22 protein-coding genes are annotated in these 19796 nt (G+C 59.4%); 5 read left to right on the top strand and 17 right to left on the bottom strand.

The window, feature by feature from the left end; all coding sequences use genetic code 11:
- Positions 1 to 155 precede the first annotated feature (155 nt).
- Positions 156 to 971, bottom strand: coding sequence for an oxidoreductase (locus NXC24_RS00110; protein ID WP_104821451.1), 816 nt, complete (start codon positions 969 to 971; stop codon positions 156 to 158).
- Between the two features lie 89 nt (positions 972 to 1060).
- Here NXC24_RS00110 and NXC24_RS00105 point away from each other — a divergent pair, with 89 nt between their 5' ends.
- The gene (locus NXC24_RS00105) at positions 1061 to 1504 is read left to right on the top strand and encodes a helix-turn-helix domain-containing protein (RefSeq protein ID WP_104821450.1); all 444 of its coding nucleotides are present in this window, start codon (positions 1061 to 1063) and stop codon (positions 1502 to 1504) included.
- 28 nt (positions 1505 to 1532) lie between these two features.
- Here NXC24_RS00105 and NXC24_RS00100 read toward each other — a convergent pair whose 3' ends face one another.
- From NXC24_RS00100 to NXC24_RS00075, 6 genes are all read right to left on the bottom strand, one after another.
- On the bottom strand, positions 1533 to 2294 hold the full coding sequence (locus NXC24_RS00100) for a SprT family zinc-dependent metalloprotease (RefSeq protein WP_104821449.1): 762 nt from the start codon (positions 2292 to 2294) through the stop codon (positions 1533 to 1535).
- 90 nt (positions 2295 to 2384) lie between these two features.
- Entirely contained in the window at positions 2385 to 2825 is a 441-nt protein-coding gene (locus NXC24_RS00095) for a DUF2852 domain-containing protein (RefSeq protein ID WP_104821448.1), read from the bottom strand.
- Positions 2826 to 2983: 158 nt separating this feature from the next.
- Positions 2984 to 4258 (bottom strand): polyhydroxyalkanoate depolymerase, encoded by a 1275-nt coding sequence (gene phaZ, locus NXC24_RS00090; protein ID WP_104821447.1) that lies wholly within the window; start codon positions 4256 to 4258, stop codon positions 2984 to 2986.
- Between the two features lie 208 nt (positions 4259 to 4466).
- Positions 4467 to 5309, bottom strand: a complete 843-nt coding sequence (locus tag NXC24_RS00085) for a fumarylacetoacetate hydrolase family protein (RefSeq protein ID WP_104821446.1) — start codon at positions 5307 to 5309, stop codon at positions 4467 to 4469.
- Between the two features lie 129 nt (positions 5310 to 5438).
- Positions 5439 to 6857, bottom strand: coding sequence for a pyridoxal-dependent decarboxylase (locus tag NXC24_RS00080; protein WP_104821445.1), 1419 nt, complete (start codon positions 6855 to 6857; stop codon positions 5439 to 5441).
- 63 nt (positions 6858 to 6920) lie between these two features.
- Entirely contained in the window at positions 6921 to 7874 is a 954-nt protein-coding gene (locus NXC24_RS00075) for a glutathione S-transferase family protein (protein WP_104821444.1), read from the bottom strand.
- 154 nt (positions 7875 to 8028) lie between these two features.
- Between NXC24_RS00075 and NXC24_RS00070 the strand changes: the two genes are divergently transcribed.
- Positions 8029 to 8328 (top strand): DUF2218 domain-containing protein, encoded by a 300-nt coding sequence (locus NXC24_RS00070; RefSeq protein ID WP_104821443.1) that lies wholly within the window; start codon positions 8029 to 8031, stop codon positions 8326 to 8328.
- Between the two features lie 82 nt (positions 8329 to 8410).
- Positions 8411 to 9010 carry a nitroreductase family protein gene (locus NXC24_RS00065; protein WP_104821442.1) on the top strand — a complete coding sequence of 200 codons (600 nt, stop codon included), beginning with the start codon at positions 8411 to 8413 and terminating at the stop codon, positions 9008 to 9010.
- A 67-nt stretch (positions 9011 to 9077) separates the two neighbouring features.
- On the opposite strand, the gene gyrB is transcribed toward NXC24_RS00065, so the two are convergent.
- From gyrB to NXC24_RS00040, 5 genes are all read right to left on the bottom strand, one after another.
- A complete protein-coding gene (gene gyrB, locus NXC24_RS00060) occupies positions 9078 to 11513 on the bottom strand; it encodes a DNA topoisomerase (ATP-hydrolyzing) subunit B (RefSeq protein ID WP_104821441.1) in 2436 nt (811 codons plus the stop codon).
- A gap of 149 nt (positions 11514 to 11662) precedes the next feature.
- Positions 11663 to 12028 carry a helix-turn-helix transcriptional regulator gene (locus NXC24_RS00055; RefSeq protein ID WP_104821440.1) on the bottom strand — a complete coding sequence of 122 codons (366 nt, stop codon included), beginning with the start codon at positions 12026 to 12028 and terminating at the stop codon, positions 11663 to 11665.
- Positions 12025 to 12609: a Smr/MutS family protein gene (locus NXC24_RS00050; protein WP_104821439.1), complete on the bottom strand. Its 585-nt coding sequence runs from the start codon at positions 12607 to 12609 to the stop codon at positions 12025 to 12027. The genes NXC24_RS00055 and NXC24_RS00050 overlap by 4 nt, the downstream gene beginning before the upstream one ends.
- Positions 12609 to 13727, bottom strand: a complete 1119-nt coding sequence (locus NXC24_RS00045) for a murein transglycosylase A (RefSeq protein WP_104821438.1) — start codon at positions 13725 to 13727, stop codon at positions 12609 to 12611. The genes NXC24_RS00050 and NXC24_RS00045 overlap by 1 nt, the downstream gene beginning before the upstream one ends.
- The gene (locus tag NXC24_RS00040; RefSeq protein WP_104821437.1) at positions 13724 to 14425 is read right to left on the bottom strand and encodes a Tim44/TimA family putative adaptor protein; all 702 of its coding nucleotides are present in this window, start codon (positions 14423 to 14425) and stop codon (positions 13724 to 13726) included. The genes NXC24_RS00045 and NXC24_RS00040 overlap by 4 nt, the downstream gene beginning before the upstream one ends.
- 146 nt (positions 14426 to 14571) lie before the next feature.
- Between NXC24_RS00040 and NXC24_RS00035 the strand changes: the two genes are divergently transcribed.
- Positions 14572 to 15102 carry an FxsA family protein gene (locus NXC24_RS00035; RefSeq protein ID WP_104821436.1) on the top strand — a complete coding sequence of 177 codons (531 nt, stop codon included), beginning with the start codon at positions 14572 to 14574 and terminating at the stop codon, positions 15100 to 15102.
- Positions 15103 to 15197: 95 nt separating this feature from the next.
- Positions 15198 to 15680, top strand: a complete 483-nt coding sequence (gene secB / locus NXC24_RS00030) for a protein-export chaperone SecB (protein WP_104821435.1) — start codon at positions 15198 to 15200, stop codon at positions 15678 to 15680.
- Between the two features lie 81 nt (positions 15681 to 15761).
- On the opposite strand, the gene dnaQ is transcribed toward secB, so the two are convergent.
- From dnaQ to NXC24_RS00005, 5 genes are read right to left on the bottom strand one after another with little or no spacing between them, the layout of a single operon-like run.
- Entirely contained in the window at positions 15762 to 16478 is a 717-nt protein-coding gene (gene dnaQ, locus NXC24_RS00025) for a DNA polymerase III subunit epsilon (protein WP_104821434.1), read from the bottom strand.
- Between the two features lies 1 nt (position 16479).
- On the bottom strand, positions 16480 to 17097 hold the full coding sequence (gene coaE / locus NXC24_RS00020) for a dephospho-CoA kinase (protein WP_104821433.1): 618 nt from the start codon (positions 17095 to 17097) through the stop codon (positions 16480 to 16482).
- Positions 17097 to 17954 (bottom strand): shikimate dehydrogenase, encoded by an 858-nt coding sequence (locus NXC24_RS00015; protein WP_104821432.1) that lies wholly within the window; start codon positions 17952 to 17954, stop codon positions 17097 to 17099. Before NXC24_RS00015 ends, coaE begins: the two co-directional genes overlap by 1 nt.
- A complete protein-coding gene (locus tag NXC24_RS00010; protein WP_104821431.1) occupies positions 17947 to 18546 on the bottom strand; it encodes a Maf-like protein in 600 nt (199 codons plus the stop codon). Before NXC24_RS00010 ends, NXC24_RS00015 begins: the two co-directional genes overlap by 8 nt.
- A gap of 36 nt (positions 18547 to 18582) precedes the next feature.
- Positions 18583 to 19404 (bottom strand): pyruvate, water dikinase regulatory protein, encoded by an 822-nt coding sequence (locus NXC24_RS00005; RefSeq protein WP_104821430.1) that lies wholly within the window; start codon positions 19402 to 19404, stop codon positions 18583 to 18585.
- Between the last annotated feature and the right edge of the window lie 392 nt (positions 19405 to 19796).

Below are 19796 nucleotides of genomic sequence, written 5' to 3'. Positions count from 1 at the left end.
TAAAGGCGACGCGCGGGGAATTTTACGCTGTTCGGAAGCAATGGGCAGCATGGGCTCATCGGCGTAGGGCGCACCCAAGCAATGCTTCATGAGAACTAGCTTTCGTTTCCAAATAATGACCGTCGGACCTTGAGTGCCGCCCGACGATCAAGTGATCAGGCGGGAAGTCTGCTAAACTTGCGAAGGTTCTTGTCGACGAAAGACTCCGGCAGGAAGCGGCGTATGAAACGGATCTGTCCCGCTGCCTTGCCTGCAGTGTAGCGTCTCTTCGGCGATGCGGCGCTCGCGGCTTTCAGCACCATGCCGGCGACGACCTCCGGCGCATCACCCGTCCCAATAATCTCGCGCATCAGTTTCTCTGCATTGGTGCGAGCCGTATCGTATAACGGAAGCGGATGATCCGGTCGCGTCAGGTTCTCCTCGAAGGACGTACGGGTGACACCGGGCTCCACGAGCACGACACGGATGCCTTGTGTTCGGACCTCGTGGTCAAGGGATTCGGAATAGCCCTCGATCGCGTGCTTGGTCGATGCGTAAAGCGCGTTATAGGGAGCGGGGATCAGCCCAAGGATGGAACTCATGTTGATGATCCTGCCTTTGCGCTGACGTCTCATCACTGGAAGGATTGCATTCGTCATCCGCAGGACGCCGAAAAAGTTCACCTCGAACAGAGCCTTCGCCTGCGCGGCAGAGGATTCCTCGGCTCCGCCAAGCAATCCGATCCCGGCATTGTTGACGAGAAGATCGATCCGTCCTGCGCGGGCGAATATCTCATCTACCGCCCTTTGCACCGATTCCTCGTCGGTAACGTCGCATACCAGCATGGCAACTCCGTCCGGAGTATCCGGCATGGGCTTGCGGCTGGTTCCAAACACTCTGTATCCAGCGCGTCGCAACGCTTGCGCAGTCACCAACCCGATACCGGAGGAAGCGCCCGTAACCAGGGCGACGCCGCTTTCTATCTTGCTCATCTGTCTCTGCTTTCATTTTGGCATGGAACATCAACGAACAACCTGTTACTATCAATTCAGTAGTAAGTCACTATCAAAAAGATATCGACATGAAGAATCTTTCGAACCAGCCATGCCTCATCGCCCGCAGCCTTGCATTGGTAGGCGATGCGTGGAGCATGCTGATCATGCGGGACGCCCATACGGGGCTCACTCGCTTTGACGAATTCCGCAAGAGCCTTGGCATCGCGCCGACAATGCTGACTGCCCGACTGGCCGCGCTTACGGAAGATGGTCTGCTGGAAAAGCGACGCTACTCGGAGCGGCCTCCGCGCGATGAATACGTGCTGACAGAGGCGGGCCAGGACTTCCTTCCCGTGCTGTTTGCGATTGGAGCATGGGGACGGAAGCATCGCCCCTGCAATGATGTGACCCGGTTTTTCGACGCCGAGACGGGTACCGAAATCGATCCCGTCACCATCGACCGGGCAACCGGCGCGCAGATTGGAACACGTCCCATCCGCATTGCTGCGCCTGACAACGCCGTCGAATGAGGAAGTTCAGCCGCCTTCCGCGGCCTGCTCAATCAAAATCGATCGCGTGCAGCTGGCTGCCATGACGCTTCAGCCAGGCCTTGGCTTCGTCCATGTCGGGGCAGAGCTTGCGGCAGAGGGCCCAGAAGCGCGGGCCGTGGTTCATTTCGCGTAGGTGCGCGACCTCGTGGGCGGCGAGATAGTCGATCACCAGCGGCGGCGCCATGACGATGCGCCAGGAGAAGCTCAGATTTCCGCCCGAGGAGCAGGAACCCCAGCGGCTGCGGGTATCCTTCATGCTGATGGAGGAGACCGTGGCGCGGATCGCTTTCGCGTGCAACGCCACCAGCTTTTCCAGATCGGCGCGGGCCTCCTTCTTGAGGAAGGTGGCGATGCGCCGGCCGGCATGTTCCGGCAGGCCGCTGACACGCAGCACTGGCAAACCATCGGCGTTGACAGCCTCGGTCAGGCCGCGCAGGCTGCCGGTATGCTCGATGCGATGGCGGATACCGCGCAGGAGGATTTCGCTGCCGCTCTGAAGATTTGCCTGGGTGGAGAATTTCGCAAGCTTGGTCAGCAGCCAGCCCTGATGCCGGTCGAGGAAGGCATTGACCTCGCGGGCGGCGAGGCCGCGCGGAATGGTCATCTTCAGCGCCCGTCCGCCGGGCTCGATCCTGAGCGTGATCCGCGTTGCGCGCTCATGCTGACGGATCGTCAGGGGCATCAGCCGCCCGGCCACGTCCAAGGTGCGCGTTTCCGGCGCGGGCGGCTTGGGAACAGGTCGGCGGGATCTGGACGAAAGCGGAAACATGAAAAGCAGTTTTATGCGATTCGCTGGGGTTTCTGGCAAAGAAAAACCGGCATCGCCGGATGCCGGTTCTGACTGGAAAAGCTGTTGTAATTACGGCGTTTTAAATTCGGAAGCCGGGCCGTTGTCATCGTTGCGCTTGACGTTGTTACGGTCGCGCATGAAACGGTCGAACTCTTCCTGATCCTTGGCGCGGCGCAGTTCGCGGACGTAGGTGTCGAACTCGGCACGCATTTCATCGAGTTTGCGGCGCTCCTCTTCGAGGCGCTCCAGCTCTGCCCGGCGCCAATCGTCGAAGGCGACATTGCCGGTGGAAAAATGCTGGCGATAACGGCCGCGGTGGCGGCCGCAGCCGGCAAACATGCCGTCGGCCTTCTGGTTCACATCCCGTTTGAAATCTCTCAGGCGTTCGCCGAAGAGAATATAGGCAAGCATGGCGAGACCCAGAGGCCAGAAGACCACGAAGCCAAGTATCATCAGGGCAATGGTAGCCGGAGTCCAATCCGGGCGAAGCAATGCTGACTGGTGGTTCATCGTGAGGTATCCTCGCAGTAAGGCGGCCCGGCCACATGCCGAACCGCTGGAATCGAGATGGTAACCTCTTCGTGAGCCTTCAATGGCTTTTGCCGGGAAAATCGGACAAGCCCTTGAATCCGGCCCAATAATTCAACAAAAGCTAATTATTTGCAATTTCAGGCAGATTTGCCGCCCTTGATCACACGCTTGACCACTGGCTTTCCGGTGCGGCTATGTTCGCGGGTGAAAGCGACGATGCGCGGCGCGATTTCGCGACGGAAACGCGAACCGTTGAAGACGCCGTAATGGCCGACATCCGGCTGCAGGTAGTGCATCCGCATATCGTCGGGAATGTTGGTGCAGATGGTCTGCGCCGCCTTGGTTTGACCGACACCGGAAATGTCGTCGTTTTCGCCTTCGACTGTCAGCAGGGCGACATTACGGATCGCCGTCGGATCGACGCGCTGGCCGCGGTGCGTCAGCTCACCCTTCGGCAGCGCGTGCTTCATGAACACCTGATCGACGGTCTGCAGGTAGAATTCCGCCGTCAGATCCATGACCGCCAGATATTCGTCATAGAAATCGCGGTGCTTCTCCGGCTCGCCGTCGTTCTTGACGAGGTGCATGAAGAAGTCCTTATGCGCGATCATGTGCCGGTCGAGGTTCATCGACATGAAGCCGGAGAGCTGCAGGAAACCGGGATAGACCGGGCGCATGAAGCCCGGCTGCGGCCAGGGCACGTTCATGACGACATTGTCGGCGAACCATTCGAGCGGCCTGTCCTTGGCAAGCTGGTTTACTGCCGTCGGGTTGATGCGCGTGTCGATCGGACCACCCATCAGCGTCATCGACGAGGGCGACAGCGGATCGCCGGCCGCTTCCATCACCGCGGCTGCGGCCAGGACCGGCACGGAGGGCTGACAGACGGCAATGACATGGGTGTCCGGCCCGAGATGATGCAGCATCTCGATGACGTAATCGATGTAATCTTCCAGATCGAAGGTGCCTTCGGTCATCGGCACCATGCGGGCATCGATCCAATCGGTGATGTAGATATCGGCATTAGGTAGCAGCGCTTCTACCGTCCCGCGCAGCAGCGTCGCATAGTGACCCGACATCGGCGCGACAATCAGGATGCGCGGATCGCTGCCATGGCCGGCGGGCAGGCTGCGCTCGAAATGGATGAGATTGCAGAAGGGCTTGTTCCAGACGATCTTTTCGTAGACCGAGACCGGCTTTCCTTCGATCGAGGTTTCAGGCAGGCCGAATTCCGGCTTGCCGTAGCGGCGGGTGGTGCGCTCGAAGACTTCGAGACTTGCCGTCAACGTGCGGCCAAGCATCGTATGGGACAGAGGGTTTAGCGGATTGGCATAGGCCAGGCGCATCATGTCGGCAGCGGCGCGGAAGGGTGCGAGGGCGGCATGATTGAGTTCATAAAGCTGATAAAACATAAAATCATTACCTTTCGAGGTGATCAGACGAGAACGCTACCCCCAGCGCGCGCCTCGTCCATGAAGCTCTTTCTGTTGAGACTATCAGTTTTTGTTGCAGGGCAACATAACCCTTTCGGAATCTTGCGCATGTAAAAATGCCGGAGAATCGTCTCTCCGGCATCAATAATGGTCTCAAAACGTTAAAGTTCCTGATCGTGCACGTTCATCAAGCGTCAGCCAGGAAGGTTTGACGCTGCGTGCCGAGACCTTCCATGCCGAGCTCGACGACGTCGCCGGGCTTCAGATATTGCGGCGGCTTCATGCCCATGCCGACGCCCGGAGGCGTGCCCGTGGAGATGACATCGCCCGGATGCAGCGACATGAACTGGCTGAGATACGAGACGAGGTAGGCGACGCCATAGACCATGGTCTTGGTCGAGCCGTTCTGCATCATCTGGCCGTTGACCTTCAGCCACATGCCAAGCTTCTGCGGATCGGCGACTTCGTCCTTGGTGACGAGCCAGGGGCCGATCGGGCCGAAGGTGTCGCAGGACTTGCCCTTGGTCCACTGTCCCGAACGCTCAGTCTGGAAGCCGCGTTCGGAGACGTCGTGGGAAACGCAGTAACCGGCGACATAATCCAATGCGTCGGCCTCGCTGACGTATTTCGCGGTCTTGCCGATGACCACGCCGAGCTCGACTTCCCAATCGGTCTTTTCCGAGCCGCGTGGGATCAGCACGTTGTCGTTCGGGCCGACGATGGCAGAAGTTGCCTTCATGAAGATGATCGGCTCCGGCGGCACGGTGGCGCCGGTTTCGGCGGCATGGTCGGAGAAGTTCAGGCCGATGCAGATGAACTTGCCGGTGCCGGCGACGCAAGCGCCGATACGGCCTTCCGCCAATTCCGGCAGGCTCTTCGGATCGAGCGCGGCGATCTTCGCCAGGCCGGCAGGCGAAATCGCCTCGCCGCCGATATCGGCGACGTGAGCGGAGAGATCGCGGATCTTGCCGTCGCTATCCAGAAGCGCCGGCTTTTCCTTGCCGGCATCGCCAACACGCAACAATTTCATAGGTCTTCCTTCCCTGCATTTTCAAAGATGAGATTGGTTTCACCATATATGAACGAATTATTCATCAGTGTCACCCATCGATTTCTGGCCTAACATGTCTCGCCCGCCTGCACCGGAACAACGGCGTTCCTATGACGATGGCAAGGAGCGCGCGATTTCGACAATGGTGGCAAAGGCGATATCGACATCTTCCGCCGTCGTCTCGAACTGTCCGGCCTGAAAGCGAATGACCAGCCTGCCATCGACCCGCGTCTGCGTCAGATAGATGCGGCCATCATTGTTGATGGCGGCAATCAGGCGCTGGGTATGGCTTTCCTGCTCGATGCCGGCGGGTGCCTTGTGATCGAAGGAGAAGAGCGACAGGAACGGCTTGGTGACGATCTCGAAATCCGGCTCGGCGGCCAGACGTTTTGCCAGGGTCTCGGACCAGGCAACATGGTTGCGGATCATCGTGCGCAGGCCTTCGAGACCGTGATAGCGCAACAGGAACCAGAGTTTCAGCGCGCGGAAGCGGCGACCGAGCGGCACGGACCATTCGGAATAATTGATGATACCATCGTGACCATGGGTGCGCAGAAATTCCGGATGAATTGCCAGCGTCCGCACAAGGGATTCCGGCTCGCGGATGAACTGCACGGAGCAATCGAACTGCGCACCAAGCCATTTATGCGGATTGAAGACGATGGAATCGGCCTGTTCGACGCCCTGCCACAACGCCCGGAATTCGGGGCAGATCATGGCCGAGCCGGCCCAGGCTGCGTCGACATGCACATAGAGCCCTTGGGCGTGTGCGACTTCGGCGACCGCTGCAATATCATCGCAGCCGCCGATACTCGTGCCGCCAACACACGCGATGACGCCGGCCGGCAGCAGGCCCGCCGCGCGATCCTGTTCGATCGCAGCAGCGAGCGCCTCGGTATCCATAGCGTGGTTCGGGCCGATGGAAGGGATACGGACCAGGTTCTCCGAGCCGATGCCGGATATCCAGATGGCGCGATCGATCGACGTATGGACCTGATCGGTGGAATAGATGCGGATGGTTTTGTTCGCCGCAAGCCCTTGACTGTTGCCCTGCCAGCCGAGCGCTCGTTCGCGCATGACCAGAACCGCTGCCAGCGTCGCCGTCGAGGCGGAATCCTGGATGACGCCGGTGAAGCCCTCGGGCAATCCAAGTGCCTGGCGCAGCCAGTCGACTACCTTGGTTTCCAGCTCGGTGGCGGAAGGCGAGGTCTGCCAGAGCATGCATTGGGCGGCGATCGCGCTGACGAGATATTCGGCGACGACCGAGACCGGGGCGGCATTGGCGGGGAAATAGGCGAAGAAGCGCGGGTGCTGCCAGTGCGTCATGCCGGGAACGAGGATATCCTCAAAATCCTTGAAGATATCCTCCATCGCTTCGCCGGATTCGGGCGGAGAATCCGCGATATGCGCTGCGATTTCGCCGGGCTTCGTCTGGGCCCGCACCGGCCGGTCGCGGAGCGATGCGCGATAGTCCGCCCCCCAATCCGCCGCCTTTTCCGACCAGCGCCGAAACTCCTCCCAATCCATGACCGCCTCCACACTTCGTCAGAACGAGGCGACCTTAGACCGGTTTTCTGAGGCGGTCGAGTATCAGAAAAGCTCGTCGAGCGCAGGGCCAGCCGGCACAATTCCAGTCGGATTGAGTGCCGCGATGGAGTAATAGCCGCGCTTGATATGGTCGAAGCTGACGGTCTCGGCGATGCCGGGCCAATCGAGCATGCGACGGCAGAAGGCCTGGAGGTTGGCATAGTCCGACAGGCGGCGGAGATTGCATTTGAACAGGCCGTGATAGGCAAGATCGAAGCGAACGAGGGTCACGAAAAGCCTGATGTCGCTCTCGGTCGGGTGCTCGGCGAAGAGGAAGTCCTTGCCCTCCAGTTCGCCTTCAACCCAATCGAGGCAATCGAACACATCGCGGAAGGCTTCTTCATAGGCGATCTGTGTCGTCGCGAAACCGGTGCGGTAGACGCCATTGTTGAGGACCGGATAGATGCGGGCGCTGAAAGCATCGATATCTTCGCGCCGGCCGGCCGGATAAAGATCGATCGCATGGCTGGCGAGATCGCCGAAACCGTCGTTCAACATGCGCAGAATATCAGCGGATTCGTTGTTGACGATCGTGCCCTTCCGCTTGTCCCAAAGCACCGGCACGGTGGCGCGGCCGGAGAAGAGCGGATCGGCCTTCGTATAGATTTCGTGCACATAGCTGGCGCCGTTGACCGGATCGTCGGTCGCGCCGGGGTAATCGCCGAACCGCCAGCCTTGCTTGCTCAAGGCCGGCTCGACCACCGATACGGAAATGACCTCTTCCAAACCCTTCAGCTTGCGGCCGATGAGCGTGCGCGAAGCCCAGGGGCAGATCAGCGCGACATAGAGATGGTAACGGCCGGCTTCGGCTGCAAAACCACCCTCACCCGTCGGGCCTGGTCGCCCATCCGATGTCACCCAATTGCGGAAGCTCGATGTCTGGCGAACGAAGCCGCCCTTTTCATCCTTGGCCTGGACGGGCTGCCAGTCTTCCATCCACTTTCCGTTCACCAGCAAGGTTCTGTCTCCAATTCGCGCGCGTTCTGTTGGGCGCGATCATAGCGAAATCGGATTTCACCGAAATAACGTAATGTTGAAACAGACTGTCTACCGGGCAGCGCCGGATACGACTATAAACTTGCCTCCTATATTCCAGTTATCGGAGCCCCCTATGCCTACTTCCGTTTCTTCCGTGAAAACCGACCATGCCAGTCGCTATCTGCAGCAGCTTTGCAAGCACTGGAGTCACAAATTCATCGTCGAATTCAACGAAACCGCCGGCAAAGTGCCGTTCAGCCCCGAAACCTCCGTCGAGTTTTCGGCCGATGCTTCCGCTTTGCTGATGACCCTGCACGTCGAAAATCCGCAGGACCTCGAGCGCATGCAGAATGTGGTGGCCGATCACCTCAAGCGATTTGCCTTCCGCGAAGAGCTCGACGTGGTCTGGACTGCGGACGCAAGCGGGGTATAGGTTCGCTTCGCATCCTCCAAAGCCAGTCGCTTCGTCCGCTCCCAACGGTCCGCGACTGCCTCCCTCAGATGGAAAGAATCCCATGACGTCCAGCAACACCCGCGAATCGCAATATCCGATCGACAAGCTCTTTCTCGACCGTTGGTCGCCGCGTGCCTTCTCCGACGAAACCATGCCGGAGGCCGATCTCCTGACCATTCTGGAAGCCGCCCACTGGGCGCCGTCCGCCTCCAATCTGCAGCCCTGGCGCTTTGTCTACGCACTGCGCGGCTCGGAAAACTGGGAGAAATTCCTCGATCTGCTGATCGAGTTCAACCAGAGCTGGGCGAAATCCGCCGCGGCGCTGCTTTTCGTCGTTTCGCGCACTCATAACGGCGAACTCGGCTCCGCCGAGCAGAAGCCCAACTACAGCCACTCCTTCGACACTGGTACGGCCTGGGGCTTCCTGGCGCTGCAGGCGCACCTAGCCGGCTACGCAGCGCACGGCATGGGCGGTTTCCATGTCGAGAAATCCTATGAAGTTCTCGGCATTCCGGAAGGCTTCCGCGTCGAGGCGGCCGTTGCGATCGGCAAGGTTGGCGACAGGGATCAGCTTCCGGAGAAGCTGAGGGAACGCGAAGTGCCGAACCACCGCAAGCCGCTTTCCGAAGTCGCCTTTAACGGCACCTTCATCGCCAAGTAATTGATATTAAAACGGAAAGGCCCGCCTGATCTTCAGGCGGGCCTTTTTTGATTTCTGAAATTGGCGGTCAAATATCGAGATTGGCGACGCTGAGGGCGTTGTCCTGAATGAATTCGCGCCGGGGTTCCACCTCGTCGCCCATGAGCCGGGCAAACAAACCGTCGGCATCGGTCGCATCGGCGACCTTGACCTGCAGCAGCGAACGGACGTTCGGATCGAGTGTCGTTTCCCAAAGCTGCTCGGCATTCATTTCGCCAAGACCCTTGTAGCGCTGCATGGTGAGACCCTTGCGGCCACTGGCAAAGATGGTTTCCAGCAGCATGCGCGGACCGGAAATCTCGGTTTCGCCGTCGCGGCGAACGAGCTTCGGCGGCAGATTATAGATCTCCTTGAGGCGCGAGGCGAGCTGATCGATAAGGCGCGCGTCCTGCGAGCCGATCAGCGCCATATCGAGAACGACGACTTCCTTGACGCCCCGCACCATGCGCTCGAAACGCAAGCCGCCTTCGCTGGTGAGCCCGCCGGTCCAGCCGCGTTCAGTTTCTTCGGCAATGATGTCGAGCCGGTTGGCGACATCATTTACCAGGCTTTCGGCACGTGCCTGGTTGCTGACGAGTTCGGCATTCAGAGCGCCGGCAATCGCCGCTTGTTCGATGACGGAACGGTTATAACGCGAATGCAGATTGTCGAGTAGCGTGCGCAGACGCAGGGCGTCCGAAATGACCTCCCGCAGATCCTGGCCGGCGCGAACCTCACCGGTGCCGAGACGCAGGCTGGCATCATCGAGACCCTGGCCGATCAGATATTCCTCCAGCGCCTTCTCGTCCTTCACATATTGCACCGACTTGCCGCGCGTCACCTTATAGAGCGGCGGCTGAGCGATATAGAGATGGCCGCGCTCGATAAGATCAGGCATCTGCCGGAAGAAGAAGGTGAGCAGCAGCGTGCGAATATGGGCGCCGTCTACGTCAGCGTCCGTCATGATGATGATCTTATGATAGCGCAGCTTGTCGGCGTTGAATTCGTCCTTGCCGATGCCGGTGCCGAGTGCGGTGATCAGCGTGCCGATTTCCTGGCTCGACAGCATCTTGTCGAAGCGGGCGCGCTCGACATTGAGGATCTTACCGCGCAGCGGCAGGATCGCCTGGTTTTCGCGCGAGCGGCCCTGCTTGGCCGAACCGCCTGCCGAGTCACCCTCGACCAGAAAGACTTCGGACTTGGCCGGATCGCGTTCGGAGCAGTCGGCAAGCTTACCGGGGAGAGAAGCGATATCCAGCGCGCCCTTCCGCCGGGTCAGTTCGCGCGCCTTGCGGGCAGCTTCGCGGGCGGCGGCGGCTTCGACGACCTTGCCGACCAGCACCTTCGCATCGGCGGGATGTTCTTCGAGCCAGGTGTTCAGCGCCTCGTTGACAAGGCTTTCGACCACCGGCCGCACTTCCGACGACACCAGCTTGTCCTTAGTCTGCGAGGAGAATTTCGGGTCCGGAACCTTGACCGAAAGCACCGCCGTCAGGCCTTCGCGGCAATCATCGCCCGTCAGCGTCACCTTTTCCTTCTTGGTAATGCCGGAAGTATCAGCATAGGAGGTGATCTGGCGTGTCAGCGCGCCACGGAAGCCCGCCATATGCGTGCCACCGTCGCGCTGCGGGATGTTGTTGGTGAAGCAGAGCACGTTTTCATGGTAGCTGTCGTTCCACCACATCGCCACTTCGACGGTGATGCCATCCTTTTCACCACGGATGGATACCGGCTTTTCGACCAGCGGCTTCTTGGCGCGATCGAGAAAGGCGACGAAAGCCTCAAGGCCTCCGTCATAGATCATCTCTTCCTGCCTGATGTCGGAATGACGCTTATCGGTCAGAAGAATGCGGACGCCGGAGTTCAGGAACGCAAGCTCGCGCAGGCGATGTTCCAGCGTCGCATAGTCGAATTCCGTCATGGTAAAGGTCTGCGAGCTCGGCATGAAGCTGACTTCGGTGCCGGTCTCGGCGCCGGCATCACCCGTCTCCTTGAGCGGCGCGTCGGCGACGCCGTGGGTGAAGCTCATTTCATGGATCTTGCCTTGACGGCGGATCTTCAGTTTCAGCCAGACGGACAAGGCATTGACGACAGAAACGCCGACGCCGTGCAGGCCGCCGGAGACCTTGTAGGAGTTCTGGTCGAATTTACCGCCGGCGTGGAGCTGGGTCATGATGACCTCGGCTGCGGAAACGCCTTCGCCAGTGTGAATATCCGTCGGGATGCCGCGGCCGTTGTCGGTGACGGTCACCGAACCATCGGGATTGAGCGTCACCGTAACGATGTCCGCATGGCCGGCCAGCGCCTCGTCGATGGCGTTGTCGACAACCTCATAGACCATGTGGTGCAGGCCCGAACCGTCATCCGTGTCGCCGATGTACATGCCGGGGCGCTTGCGCACGGCATCAAGGCCCTTCAGAACCTTGATGGAATCTGCGCCATACTCGGCATTGCCGCCGTTTTCGGTTACGGATGTATCGGTCATATATTGAAGTCTTTCCAGTGTTTTAGAGAACCCTGCCGATCTCTACCGAATCAGCGGTTTTTCTTTCCCTGAATATAGGATGTTTCGCCCCGAACTTCCAAATGGAAGGCCCCTCATATCAGGCATAAAGCAGGGGATTAAGGCGGTTTTCAGCCGCTTTTGCCGGCATTTTCGAGAAGCTCGGACAGCTCCCCAATCGTTGCCGCATCGAGGCTGCGAATCCGGCCCGCCAACCGATTGACAAAGGCCGTATATTCCGGCGCCAGGCCCGAGGTGTCGATGACGACGCGCGGGTCGGAAAAGCGTGCCACGAGGAACAATTCCTCCGCCTCGTCCCAGATGATGTTGAAATATCCGGCAATGCGCTGCAGCAGATCGAAAGTCGGCGTGCCGCGCTTTCCGTGTTCTAAAGCGGATAAATAAGCCGGAGTCACGTTCAGCGCCGCGGCCATTTCCTTCTGCGAGACACCCTTGCGCGCTCTCAGCTTTCTTACCGCTTCGCCAAAGGGGGTCACAGCTTCTCGCCTTTCAGTCGCGACAGGCGGATATAGAGGGCGCCGTCGCCGCCATGATGCTGCGCCGCCGTCTCATAGGACGAAATCAGGAACCGGAATTCCGGCTTGGAGAACCACATCGGCACGGCACGCTTCAAGGCACCCTCGCTGCCCATGGAACTGCCCTTGCCGGTGATGACTAGCACATGGCGAAGGCCGCGCTGATGCGCGCGGAGAAGAAAATCGAGGAGCATCGCATGCGCCTCGCTCTGGATCAGCCCGTGAAGGTCGATCCGCGCTTCCAGCGCCAGCCGGCCCTTGGCGATCTTACGCTTGACCGGCCGCTCCAGCGGATGGTGCGCGCCGGAAGGCGGTTTGGCCGGTGGCGGCGGAATTTGCGAATCTCGGGACGCTGCCGAAGCTTTCTCCTTCTCGGCACGTGCGGTCTCCTCCGCCCGTGCCTCTGCCGCCAGAACCTCGTCGAAAGCTTCGATATCGGCGAGCCGTTCCGGCATTGGCCGAGTGCTTTTCGCCACCTTGCCCCAGAGAATGCGCTCGTCCGTGCTGAGCTTTCGTTCCTTGGTCTGTCGTTCTGAAGCCATCAGCCGAACCTCTGAGCTGCCGCCTTCGGAACCAATATATAAAAATCCGCATCGTTGCGCACGGTACCGGCAAGCTCTCCCGCATCGTAGCCGGAACCGGTAAAAATATCCCCACGCGCCGGGCCGACGATCGCTGAGCCGGTATCGAGCGCCAGCATCAGCCGCCCGAAAGGTTTGCCGCCGTCGAGATGCGTCAAGCTTTCCGACTGGATGAAGAAAGGAAAGCCGAAGGTGTGGATCAGCCGGTCGACCGCCAGCGAGCGCCCGGCGACCAGCGGCACTTTCGCCGCTGCGATCGGACCAAGCGTCGGATCGCTGACATCGGCCTCGCGGAAAAAGATGTAGGACCTGTTGTGCCACAGGACCTCATCGACTTCCTGCGGATGGGCATAGAGCCAATCGCGGATCGTCTGCATCGAAATCGTCGCGCGATCGAGCACGCCGCGGTCAATCAGCAGGCGGCCGACGGCCGAGAAGGGATGGCCGGCCTTGGCGGCATAGGTGATGCGGCCCATGCGTCCATCGGGATAGAGCAATCGCGCCGCGCCCTGCACATGCACAAAGAAGACATCGACCTTGGACTTTGCCCAGGCGATCTCCAAGCCCCTGCCCTCCAGATAACCCCGATCAATCTCGCCGCGGTCCGGATAGGCGGAGATGTTCCCATCCTTGAGACGACCGAACATATAGGATGGATCGAGATTCGCGGGCCGGTTGGTATCGTCGAGATCGATCAGATCGTCCGGCCGGCGATAGAACGGATAGCGATAGGTCTCGTCCGGTGTTGCGGAGACTGCAATCTCCGGCTCATAGAAGGCTGTTACGAAACCTCTGGCGCCGTCGCCGCGGCGAATAAAAAAGGGCTGGCAGCGTTCTTCGAAGAAGGCGCGGGCCTCGGCAACGTCCGTGGGCGCGTAGCCTTCTGCATCGTCAAGCAGGGTCAGGAGGTCGTTCGCGGTCAGCCCGGCGGCACCGGTGCGGTAGGGCTTTACATCTCTGATATGGTCCCGACAGTCCTTCATGGCACGAAAAAGGCTGGAAGGATCGTCGTCCTTCCAGCCCTTCAGATCGGCGAAGGTTGCCGGCTCAAGCCTGAAATCCTGCGATGGGGTCGTCATTGTTCGGATTCGGTCGCCACGAGTTTCCAGTTCGGGTCGCGCGAACGGCTGTCGCGGGCAAAGGTCCAGAGATCGCTGATCTCGGCAACCGCCTCGGCGTCTCCGTCAATCAGCGTGCCGGCCTTATCGTAGGTCGCCGAAATCATCTGGCTGACGATGCGCATCGTCACGAAGGCTTCCGTCCCCTTCATCTCGGCGGTGACGATATCGGCCTTGTCGATGCCGACAAAGGTGGACTTTACCTTTTCGCCCCTGGTTTCGCGCTCTGTAATGGCGGCATCGAAGCCTTCATAGACCTCGCGCGACAACAGGCCCTTCAGCGCCTTGCGATCGCCATCGGCAAAGGCCATGACGATCATCTCATAGGCCATGCGGGCGCCATTGACGAATTCCTTCGGATTGAAGCTGGGATCGGCCTTGCTCAATTCGCGCAGCGAATCGTTGAGCGGCGTGCCGGCTGCCGCAAAGGCGTCGATGGCCGCAAAACGATCTTCATCCTCGGCTGCATCGCGGCGCGGCAGGGTCACTACCTTGCCGGCATCCGGTACGGTCGGACCCGTAGCCGAATCGGGGGAACCGTAGAGATCGCGCGGCGGCTTCTCGTTCCCCGTACGGCGGCCAAGGACGCTACGGAGCTGAAAGAAGATCAGCACCGCTGCCACCAGGAAAAAGATCGTCACAAAGTCGTTTGCACCCATCTCGTATCGGAACCGCCGTTAAAATTGAGAGTTTCAATCCCCATATAGTCCGCATCGATCTATCATTCAAATAGCGGACCGGTATCTTTATTATGCGCGATGGACTAACGCTAAGCGTATAAGCACCGCTTCCAGGACACATTAACATGCGCCTATCCCTCGTACCTGTCTTCGTCTTTCTGATGCCGCTTGCCGAAATCGCTGGCTTCATCATCGTCGGCAAGATGGTCGGCGTCTGGGCGACATTGGGGCTGGTGATCCTCAGCGCCCTCCTGGGTGCCGCTCTTCTCAGAATCCAGGGCATCGGTATCCTGCAGCGCATCTCCGCCGAGAGCCGCAATGGCGGCGATCCGGGACGCGAAATGGTGCATGGAGCCATGATCGTCGTTGCCGCATTCCTGCTGATGCTACCCGGCTTCATCTCTGATATTATCGGTTTGCTGCTCTTCATTCCGGCCGTGCGTGAGTTCGCCTGGACGGTCCTGCGTAAACGCATCGTCGTTCTGGGCAGTTCGCGTGCCTTCAGGCGCGGCACCGGCCAAGGCCCGAGTTCGGCTTCCGGCCCGCAAACAGGGCCGCGCGGCCCCGGGCATGTCGTCGATCTGGACGAGACCGATTTTCATCGAGAGCCCAACCGCAACTCGCCTTGGTCTGACAAAAAGCGCCTTGAAGAGTAGGCAACAGCGGCCAAAGATGGCCGAAGCCTCAAGGGTTGTAAGCCCTTATTCGAAATGCTAGATGGCGACACCCATTGACGTCAGAGGAAACCCCCATGGCCAACGAGAACAGCGGCAACGGCGCAGCCAGCCCGAGCCTTTCCATCCTTGCTCAATACACCAAGGATCTTTCCTTCGAAAATCCTGGTGCTCCGCGCTCGCTGCAGGCCCGGGAAAACGCCCCCGATATCAACATCAATGTCAACGTCAACGCCAATCCGCTGTCGGAATCGGATTTCGACGTCGTGCTGACGCTGAATGCCGAAGCCAAGGATGGCGAACGGGTTCTCTTCCACACCGAGCTGGTCTATGGCGGCGTCTTCCGCGTCACCGGTTTCCCGCAGGAACACATGCTGCCGCTGCTCTTCATCGAGTGCCCGCGCCTGCTCTTCCCCTTCGCCCGTCAGATCATCGCCGACGTCACCCGCAACGGCGGCTTCCCGCCGCTGATGATCGACCCGATCGATTTCGCGCAGATGTTCACCCAGCGTGTCGCCGAAGAACAGGCCCGCGCCCAGGTCGAAGCGGTTCCGAACTAAGCCTTCGGTCCATTCCATCGATAGAAACAAAAATGCCCGGATTTCGATCCGGGCATTTTCTTTTGGGCTTAGAGTATGTCTTCAATTCGCGGCGCGGTATTTCGACCAGATGCCTTTTTCGCCAAGCTTGGCGATCAGCGCTGCGTGATCTTCCAGCTCGGCCTCGCTCAATCTGCTCGCCAGCGGCGTCGGTCGCACCAGGATATCCGCAACGATCTCGTCGGCATCGTCGGCCTGACGGGAGCGTGCGGATGAACCGTTGATGCTGCCGAGACCAAGGGCTGTCTGCCGGCCGCCGATCATCTCGATATAGACTTCAGCCAGCAATTCGGAGTCGAGAAGCGCGCCGTGTTTGGTGCGGTGGGAATTGTCGATGCCATAGCGCCGGCAGAGTGCATCCAGTGAGTTCGGCCCCATCGGATGTTTGCGCCGGGCCATGGCGAGCGTGTCGATCACTGTATCGGGTAGGATCGGCGGCCGACCAAGCCGCGCGAATTCGGCATTGACGAAACCCATATCGAAAGTCGCATTGTGGGCGATCCACTTGGCTTCGCCGAAAAAGGCAAGGATTTCATCGGCGACATCGGCAAAGGACGGCTTGTCCTTCAGGAATTCGTCGGTGATGCCGTGCACGGCAAGCGCGTCCGGATGGACCTTGCGGTCGCCGGGATTGATATAGAGATGGAGGGTCTTGCCGGTCGGAAAGTGATTGAAGAGCTCGATACCACCGATTTCGATGACCCGGTCGGCCCTGTTGTCGAGGCCGGTCGTTTCCGTATCGAAAATAATTTCGCGCATATTAGGGCTCTCCGCCTGCAGATCCGTTGTCTGCCGATCGCTGCCGCAGGTCGGCTATGATGTCTTTTATCTGCTCCCGCGCCGCATCGATGCTGCCGCCGGTGTCGATGACATAATCCGCCCGCGCCCGCTTCTCCGCATCCGGCGTCTGGCGGGAGAGAATCATGGCGAATTTTTCCTCAGTCATGCCCGGCCTGGCAAGCACTCTTTCCCGTTGAATCTGTGGATCGCAACTGACGACGACGATCTTGTCCACCCGTTCATTGGCGCCGGTCTCGAACAGCAGGGGGATATCGAGCACGACGATATCGGCACCGGCGGCACGCTGACGTTTGAGAAACGTTCGTTCGCGCTGCCGCACCAGCGGATGAACAATGGCCTCAAGTCGCTTGAACCCGGAGGGATCGGAGGCGAGTTTGCGGCCAAGCTCCTGCCGGTCGACGGCCCCATCCTTCGTCGTTCCGGGGAAAGCGGCTTCGACCAGGGGAACGGCTTCGCCACTATAGAGATCATGCACGACTGCGTCGGCATCATTCACGGGGATGCCCGCTTCGGCGAAGAGCTTGCCCGACGTCGATTTTCCCATACCGATCGATCCGGTCAGTCCAATGCGGATCATCAGTGTTTTTCCATATCGGCGATGATCAGCGCCCGGAGCGCCTCATCGACCACCGGACGCTCGCCGAACCATTTTTCAAAACCCGGCACAGCCTGATGCAGCAACATGCCAAGCCCGTCGACTGTGGCGAAGCCTTGTTCTTCCGCCTGGGCAAGCAACGGCGTTTTCAGCGGCACATAAACAATATCGGTGACAACGGCATTTTCGGCCAGCGGCGAAAAATCAATCTGCGGCGCCGCCTCACCGTCCATGCCAAGCGAGGTGGTATTGACAAGAAGACCGGCACCTCGCATCACCTCATCCAGCGCCGCCATCGGATGGGCATGGACACACTCGCCGAAGCGATCGGCCAGTTCCCTTGCCCGCTCGACAGTGCGATTAACGACGTGAATTTCCGGAATGCCGCGATTGCGCACCGCCTGGATGACGGCGCGGCTCGCGCCGCCCGCACCCAGGATCACCACTCGTCCGGTACGATCCCAACCGGGATGGCGCTCATCCAGATTGGCCGTGAAACCGCGGCCGTCCGTGTTGGTCGCATGCAGCAAGCCATCCTGAAGCCAGAGCGTGTTCGAAGCACCGAGCTCCTCGGACAATTCATCCGGGCGATCCGCCAGCTTGAATGCCGTCTCCTTGTGCGGGATCGTCACATTGCCGCCGACAAAGCCGCTCGAACCGTCCTTCAAGGAAGCGATGAAGGCCGGGAAATCATCCGGCGAGACCTCGTGCGCACGATAATTGCCGGCGAGACCGAGTGTGCGAAGCCAATGGCCATGGATCAAAGGCGAGCGAGAATGCTTGATGGGATAGCCCGTAACGAAGGCGTTGGGGCCAAATGTTTCACGTGAATCACCCATCGATCACTCCCAATTCGCGAAGCTGCTGAAGGAGCGGCAGCATCGGCAATCCGACGATGGTAAAGTAATCGCCGTCGATTTTCGAGAAAAGCTGTATCCCCTCAGCCTCAAGCTGATAGGCGCCGACGCTCGACAGCGCCTTGTCGCCGACACGGCTCAGATGACGGTGGACAAAATCGGCCGAAAGATCGCGCATGGTCAATTCCGCATGGGACACATGTTCCCAGATGATGTCTCCATTGCGCGCCAGTGCGATGGCACTGTTCAAACGATGAGTCTTGCCAGACAGTTTTCGCAGATGGTTCTCGGCGTCCGCCATCGTTTTCGGTTTATGAAAAACTTCATCGCCGAGCGACATCGTCTGGTCCGAACCAATGACGAGCGAGTCGGGGAAACGATCGCTCACCTCTTTCGCCTTGGCTTTGGCCAGCACCAGGGCCACGGCATCCGGCCCGGCGCCATCCTTCTCCAGCGGTGCTTCGATTGCGCGTTCATCGATCTGAGCCGCCACCGCCTGGAAATGCAGACCGGCATTTTGCATCAGCATCCGCCGGAACGGGCTGGAAGAGGCAAGAATGAGCGGTGCTGTCATATCGGATAAACCTCGGGGAATCTTGGTATCCAGCGCTTAGCGCAGCTTCGGGCGCAGGGCAACAATGGCGGCCGCGGTCTCTTCGATCGAGCGGCGGGTGACATCGATGACAGGCCAATTGTGCCGGGCGCAGAGCGAGCGGGCATATTTCAGCTCCTCGGAGATCGCCGCGCGATCGACATAGTCGCCACGATCGAAACCGGCCGTCGCCCCGAGGATACGGTTTTCGCGAACCTGCGAAATACGATCAGTGGTCGCCACCAGCCCGACGATCAGCGGTTTGGTCGCCCGGATCAAACTCTCGGGCAGAGGCACACCATGGACGATCGGAATATTGGCCGTCTTGATGCCTCTATTGGCAAGATAGATGCTGGTCGGCGTCTTCGATGTCCGGCTGATGCCGATGATGACGACATCGGCGTCATTATAATCATCCTGCATCTGTCCATCATCATGATCCATAGTGAAGTTCAGCGCTTCGATGCGGGCGAAATAATCGGCATTCATCACATGCTGGGCACCGACCCGGCGACGGGACGCCGCTCCGAGATAGGTCTGGAAGACATTCATTACCGGCTCGAGGACATTGACGCAGGGCACACCCATCTCGCGGCAGCGCTCGGCGATGAAATCGGCAAGTTCACGGTCGACGATCGTATAAAGGACTATCCCGGGACTATGGTCGATCGCTTCCAGAACCGGCAGGAGCTGCTTGCGGTTCCTGATCAGGGGATAGACATGTTCGATCGGCTGGCTGGCATGGAATTGCACCGAGGCGGCGCGGCCCGCGGAGATCAGAGTCTCGCCGGTTGAGTCAGAAATCAGATGCAGATGAAAGAAGCTTGTCCGGTTTTCCACGCTACTTTCCATTGCCTGTTGATATGTCGGGAGAGAAGAGAGGTACGGGAAGCGGCCGGTCGGGGGCAAGTGGAAAACCGCCGACTTTTCCACATTTCGAATTTGGCCGGGGACGCTTCGCCGGAGATTGTGGGCAATGTGGATAATTTGCGGCTTTCAGCCAGCCTCCCCATTTTATCCCCAGACAGGCCTGAAATAAAAGGCAAGCCAAACCCTTCAAAAGATTGATCTAAGTTTTACTTTTTCCACATATCCGGCGCTCCAGCCGATCTCTTTGCCGGATCTTGATGGATGCGCGACATTTTGGATCGGCCGTGGATGGATTTTAATCCTTGATAGTCACCGACTCTAAGAAATAGAAACCTTAGATATATGTTTGGTTTTTAAATGGG

The sequence above is a fragment of the Rhizobium sp. NXC24 genome (assembly GCF_002944315.1).
In the GTDB taxonomy this organism is placed as follows: Bacteria; Pseudomonadota; Alphaproteobacteria; order Rhizobiales; family Rhizobiaceae; genus Rhizobium.
The sequence above is the reverse complement of the archived record's forward strand: the minus strand, read 5'-3'. Positions and strand labels throughout refer to the sequence as shown.

Excerpts from the sequence above, each read along its gene's own strand:
- NXC24_RS00050 (WP_104821439.1), bottom strand. The coding sequence starts at position 12,609 with ATGGCTTCAGAACGACAGACCAAGGAACGAAAGCTCAGCACGGACGAG.
- phaZ (WP_104821447.1), bottom strand. The coding sequence starts at position 4,258 with ATGTTTTATCAGCTTTATGAACTCAATCATGCCGCCCTCGCACCCTTC.
- NXC24_RS00040 (WP_104821437.1), bottom strand. The coding sequence starts at position 14,425 with ATGGGTGCAAACGACTTTGTGACGATCTTTTTCCTGGTGGCAGCGGTG.
- coaE (WP_104821433.1), bottom strand. The coding sequence starts at position 17,097 with ATGATCCGCATTGGACTGACCGGATCGATCGGTATGGGAAAATCGACG.
- NXC24_RS00065 (WP_104821442.1), top strand. The coding sequence starts at position 8,411 with ATGACGTCCAGCAACACCCGCGAATCGCAATATCCGATCGACAAGCTC.
- NXC24_RS00015 (WP_104821432.1), bottom strand. The coding sequence starts at position 17,954 with ATGGGTGATTCACGTGAAACATTTGGCCCCAACGCCTTCGTTACGGGC.
- NXC24_RS00045 (WP_104821438.1), bottom strand. The coding sequence starts at position 13,727 with ATGACGACCCCATCGCAGGATTTCAGGCTTGAGCCGGCAACCTTCGCC.
- NXC24_RS00010 (WP_104821431.1), bottom strand. The coding sequence starts at position 18,546 with ATGACAGCACCGCTCATTCTTGCCTCTTCCAGCCCGTTCCGGCGGATG.
- NXC24_RS00070 (WP_104821443.1), top strand. The coding sequence starts at position 8,029 with ATGCCTACTTCCGTTTCTTCCGTGAAAACCGACCATGCCAGTCGCTAT.
- NXC24_RS00085 (WP_104821446.1), bottom strand. The coding sequence starts at position 5,309 with ATGAAATTGTTGCGTGTTGGCGATGCCGGCAAGGAAAAGCCGGCGCTT.
- secB (WP_104821435.1), top strand. The coding sequence starts at position 15,198 with ATGGCCAACGAGAACAGCGGCAACGGCGCAGCCAGCCCGAGCCTTTCC.
- dnaQ (WP_104821434.1), bottom strand. The coding sequence starts at position 16,478 with ATGCGCGAAATTATTTTCGATACGGAAACGACCGGCCTCGACAACAGG.
- NXC24_RS00110 (WP_104821451.1), bottom strand. The coding sequence starts at position 971 with ATGAGCAAGATAGAAAGCGGCGTCGCCCTGGTTACGGGCGCTTCCTCC.
- NXC24_RS00105 (WP_104821450.1), top strand. The coding sequence starts at position 1,061 with ATGAAGAATCTTTCGAACCAGCCATGCCTCATCGCCCGCAGCCTTGCA.
- NXC24_RS00100 (WP_104821449.1), bottom strand. The coding sequence starts at position 2,294 with ATGTTTCCGCTTTCGTCCAGATCCCGCCGACCTGTTCCCAAGCCGCCC.
- gyrB (WP_104821441.1), bottom strand. The coding sequence starts at position 11,513 with ATGACCGATACATCCGTAACCGAAAACGGCGGCAATGCCGAGTATGGC.
- NXC24_RS00095 (WP_104821448.1), bottom strand. The coding sequence starts at position 2,825 with ATGAACCACCAGTCAGCATTGCTTCGCCCGGATTGGACTCCGGCTACC.
- NXC24_RS00035 (WP_104821436.1), top strand. The coding sequence starts at position 14,572 with ATGCGCCTATCCCTCGTACCTGTCTTCGTCTTTCTGATGCCGCTTGCC.
- NXC24_RS00080 (WP_104821445.1), bottom strand. The coding sequence starts at position 6,857 with ATGGATTGGGAGGAGTTTCGGCGCTGGTCGGAAAAGGCGGCGGATTGG.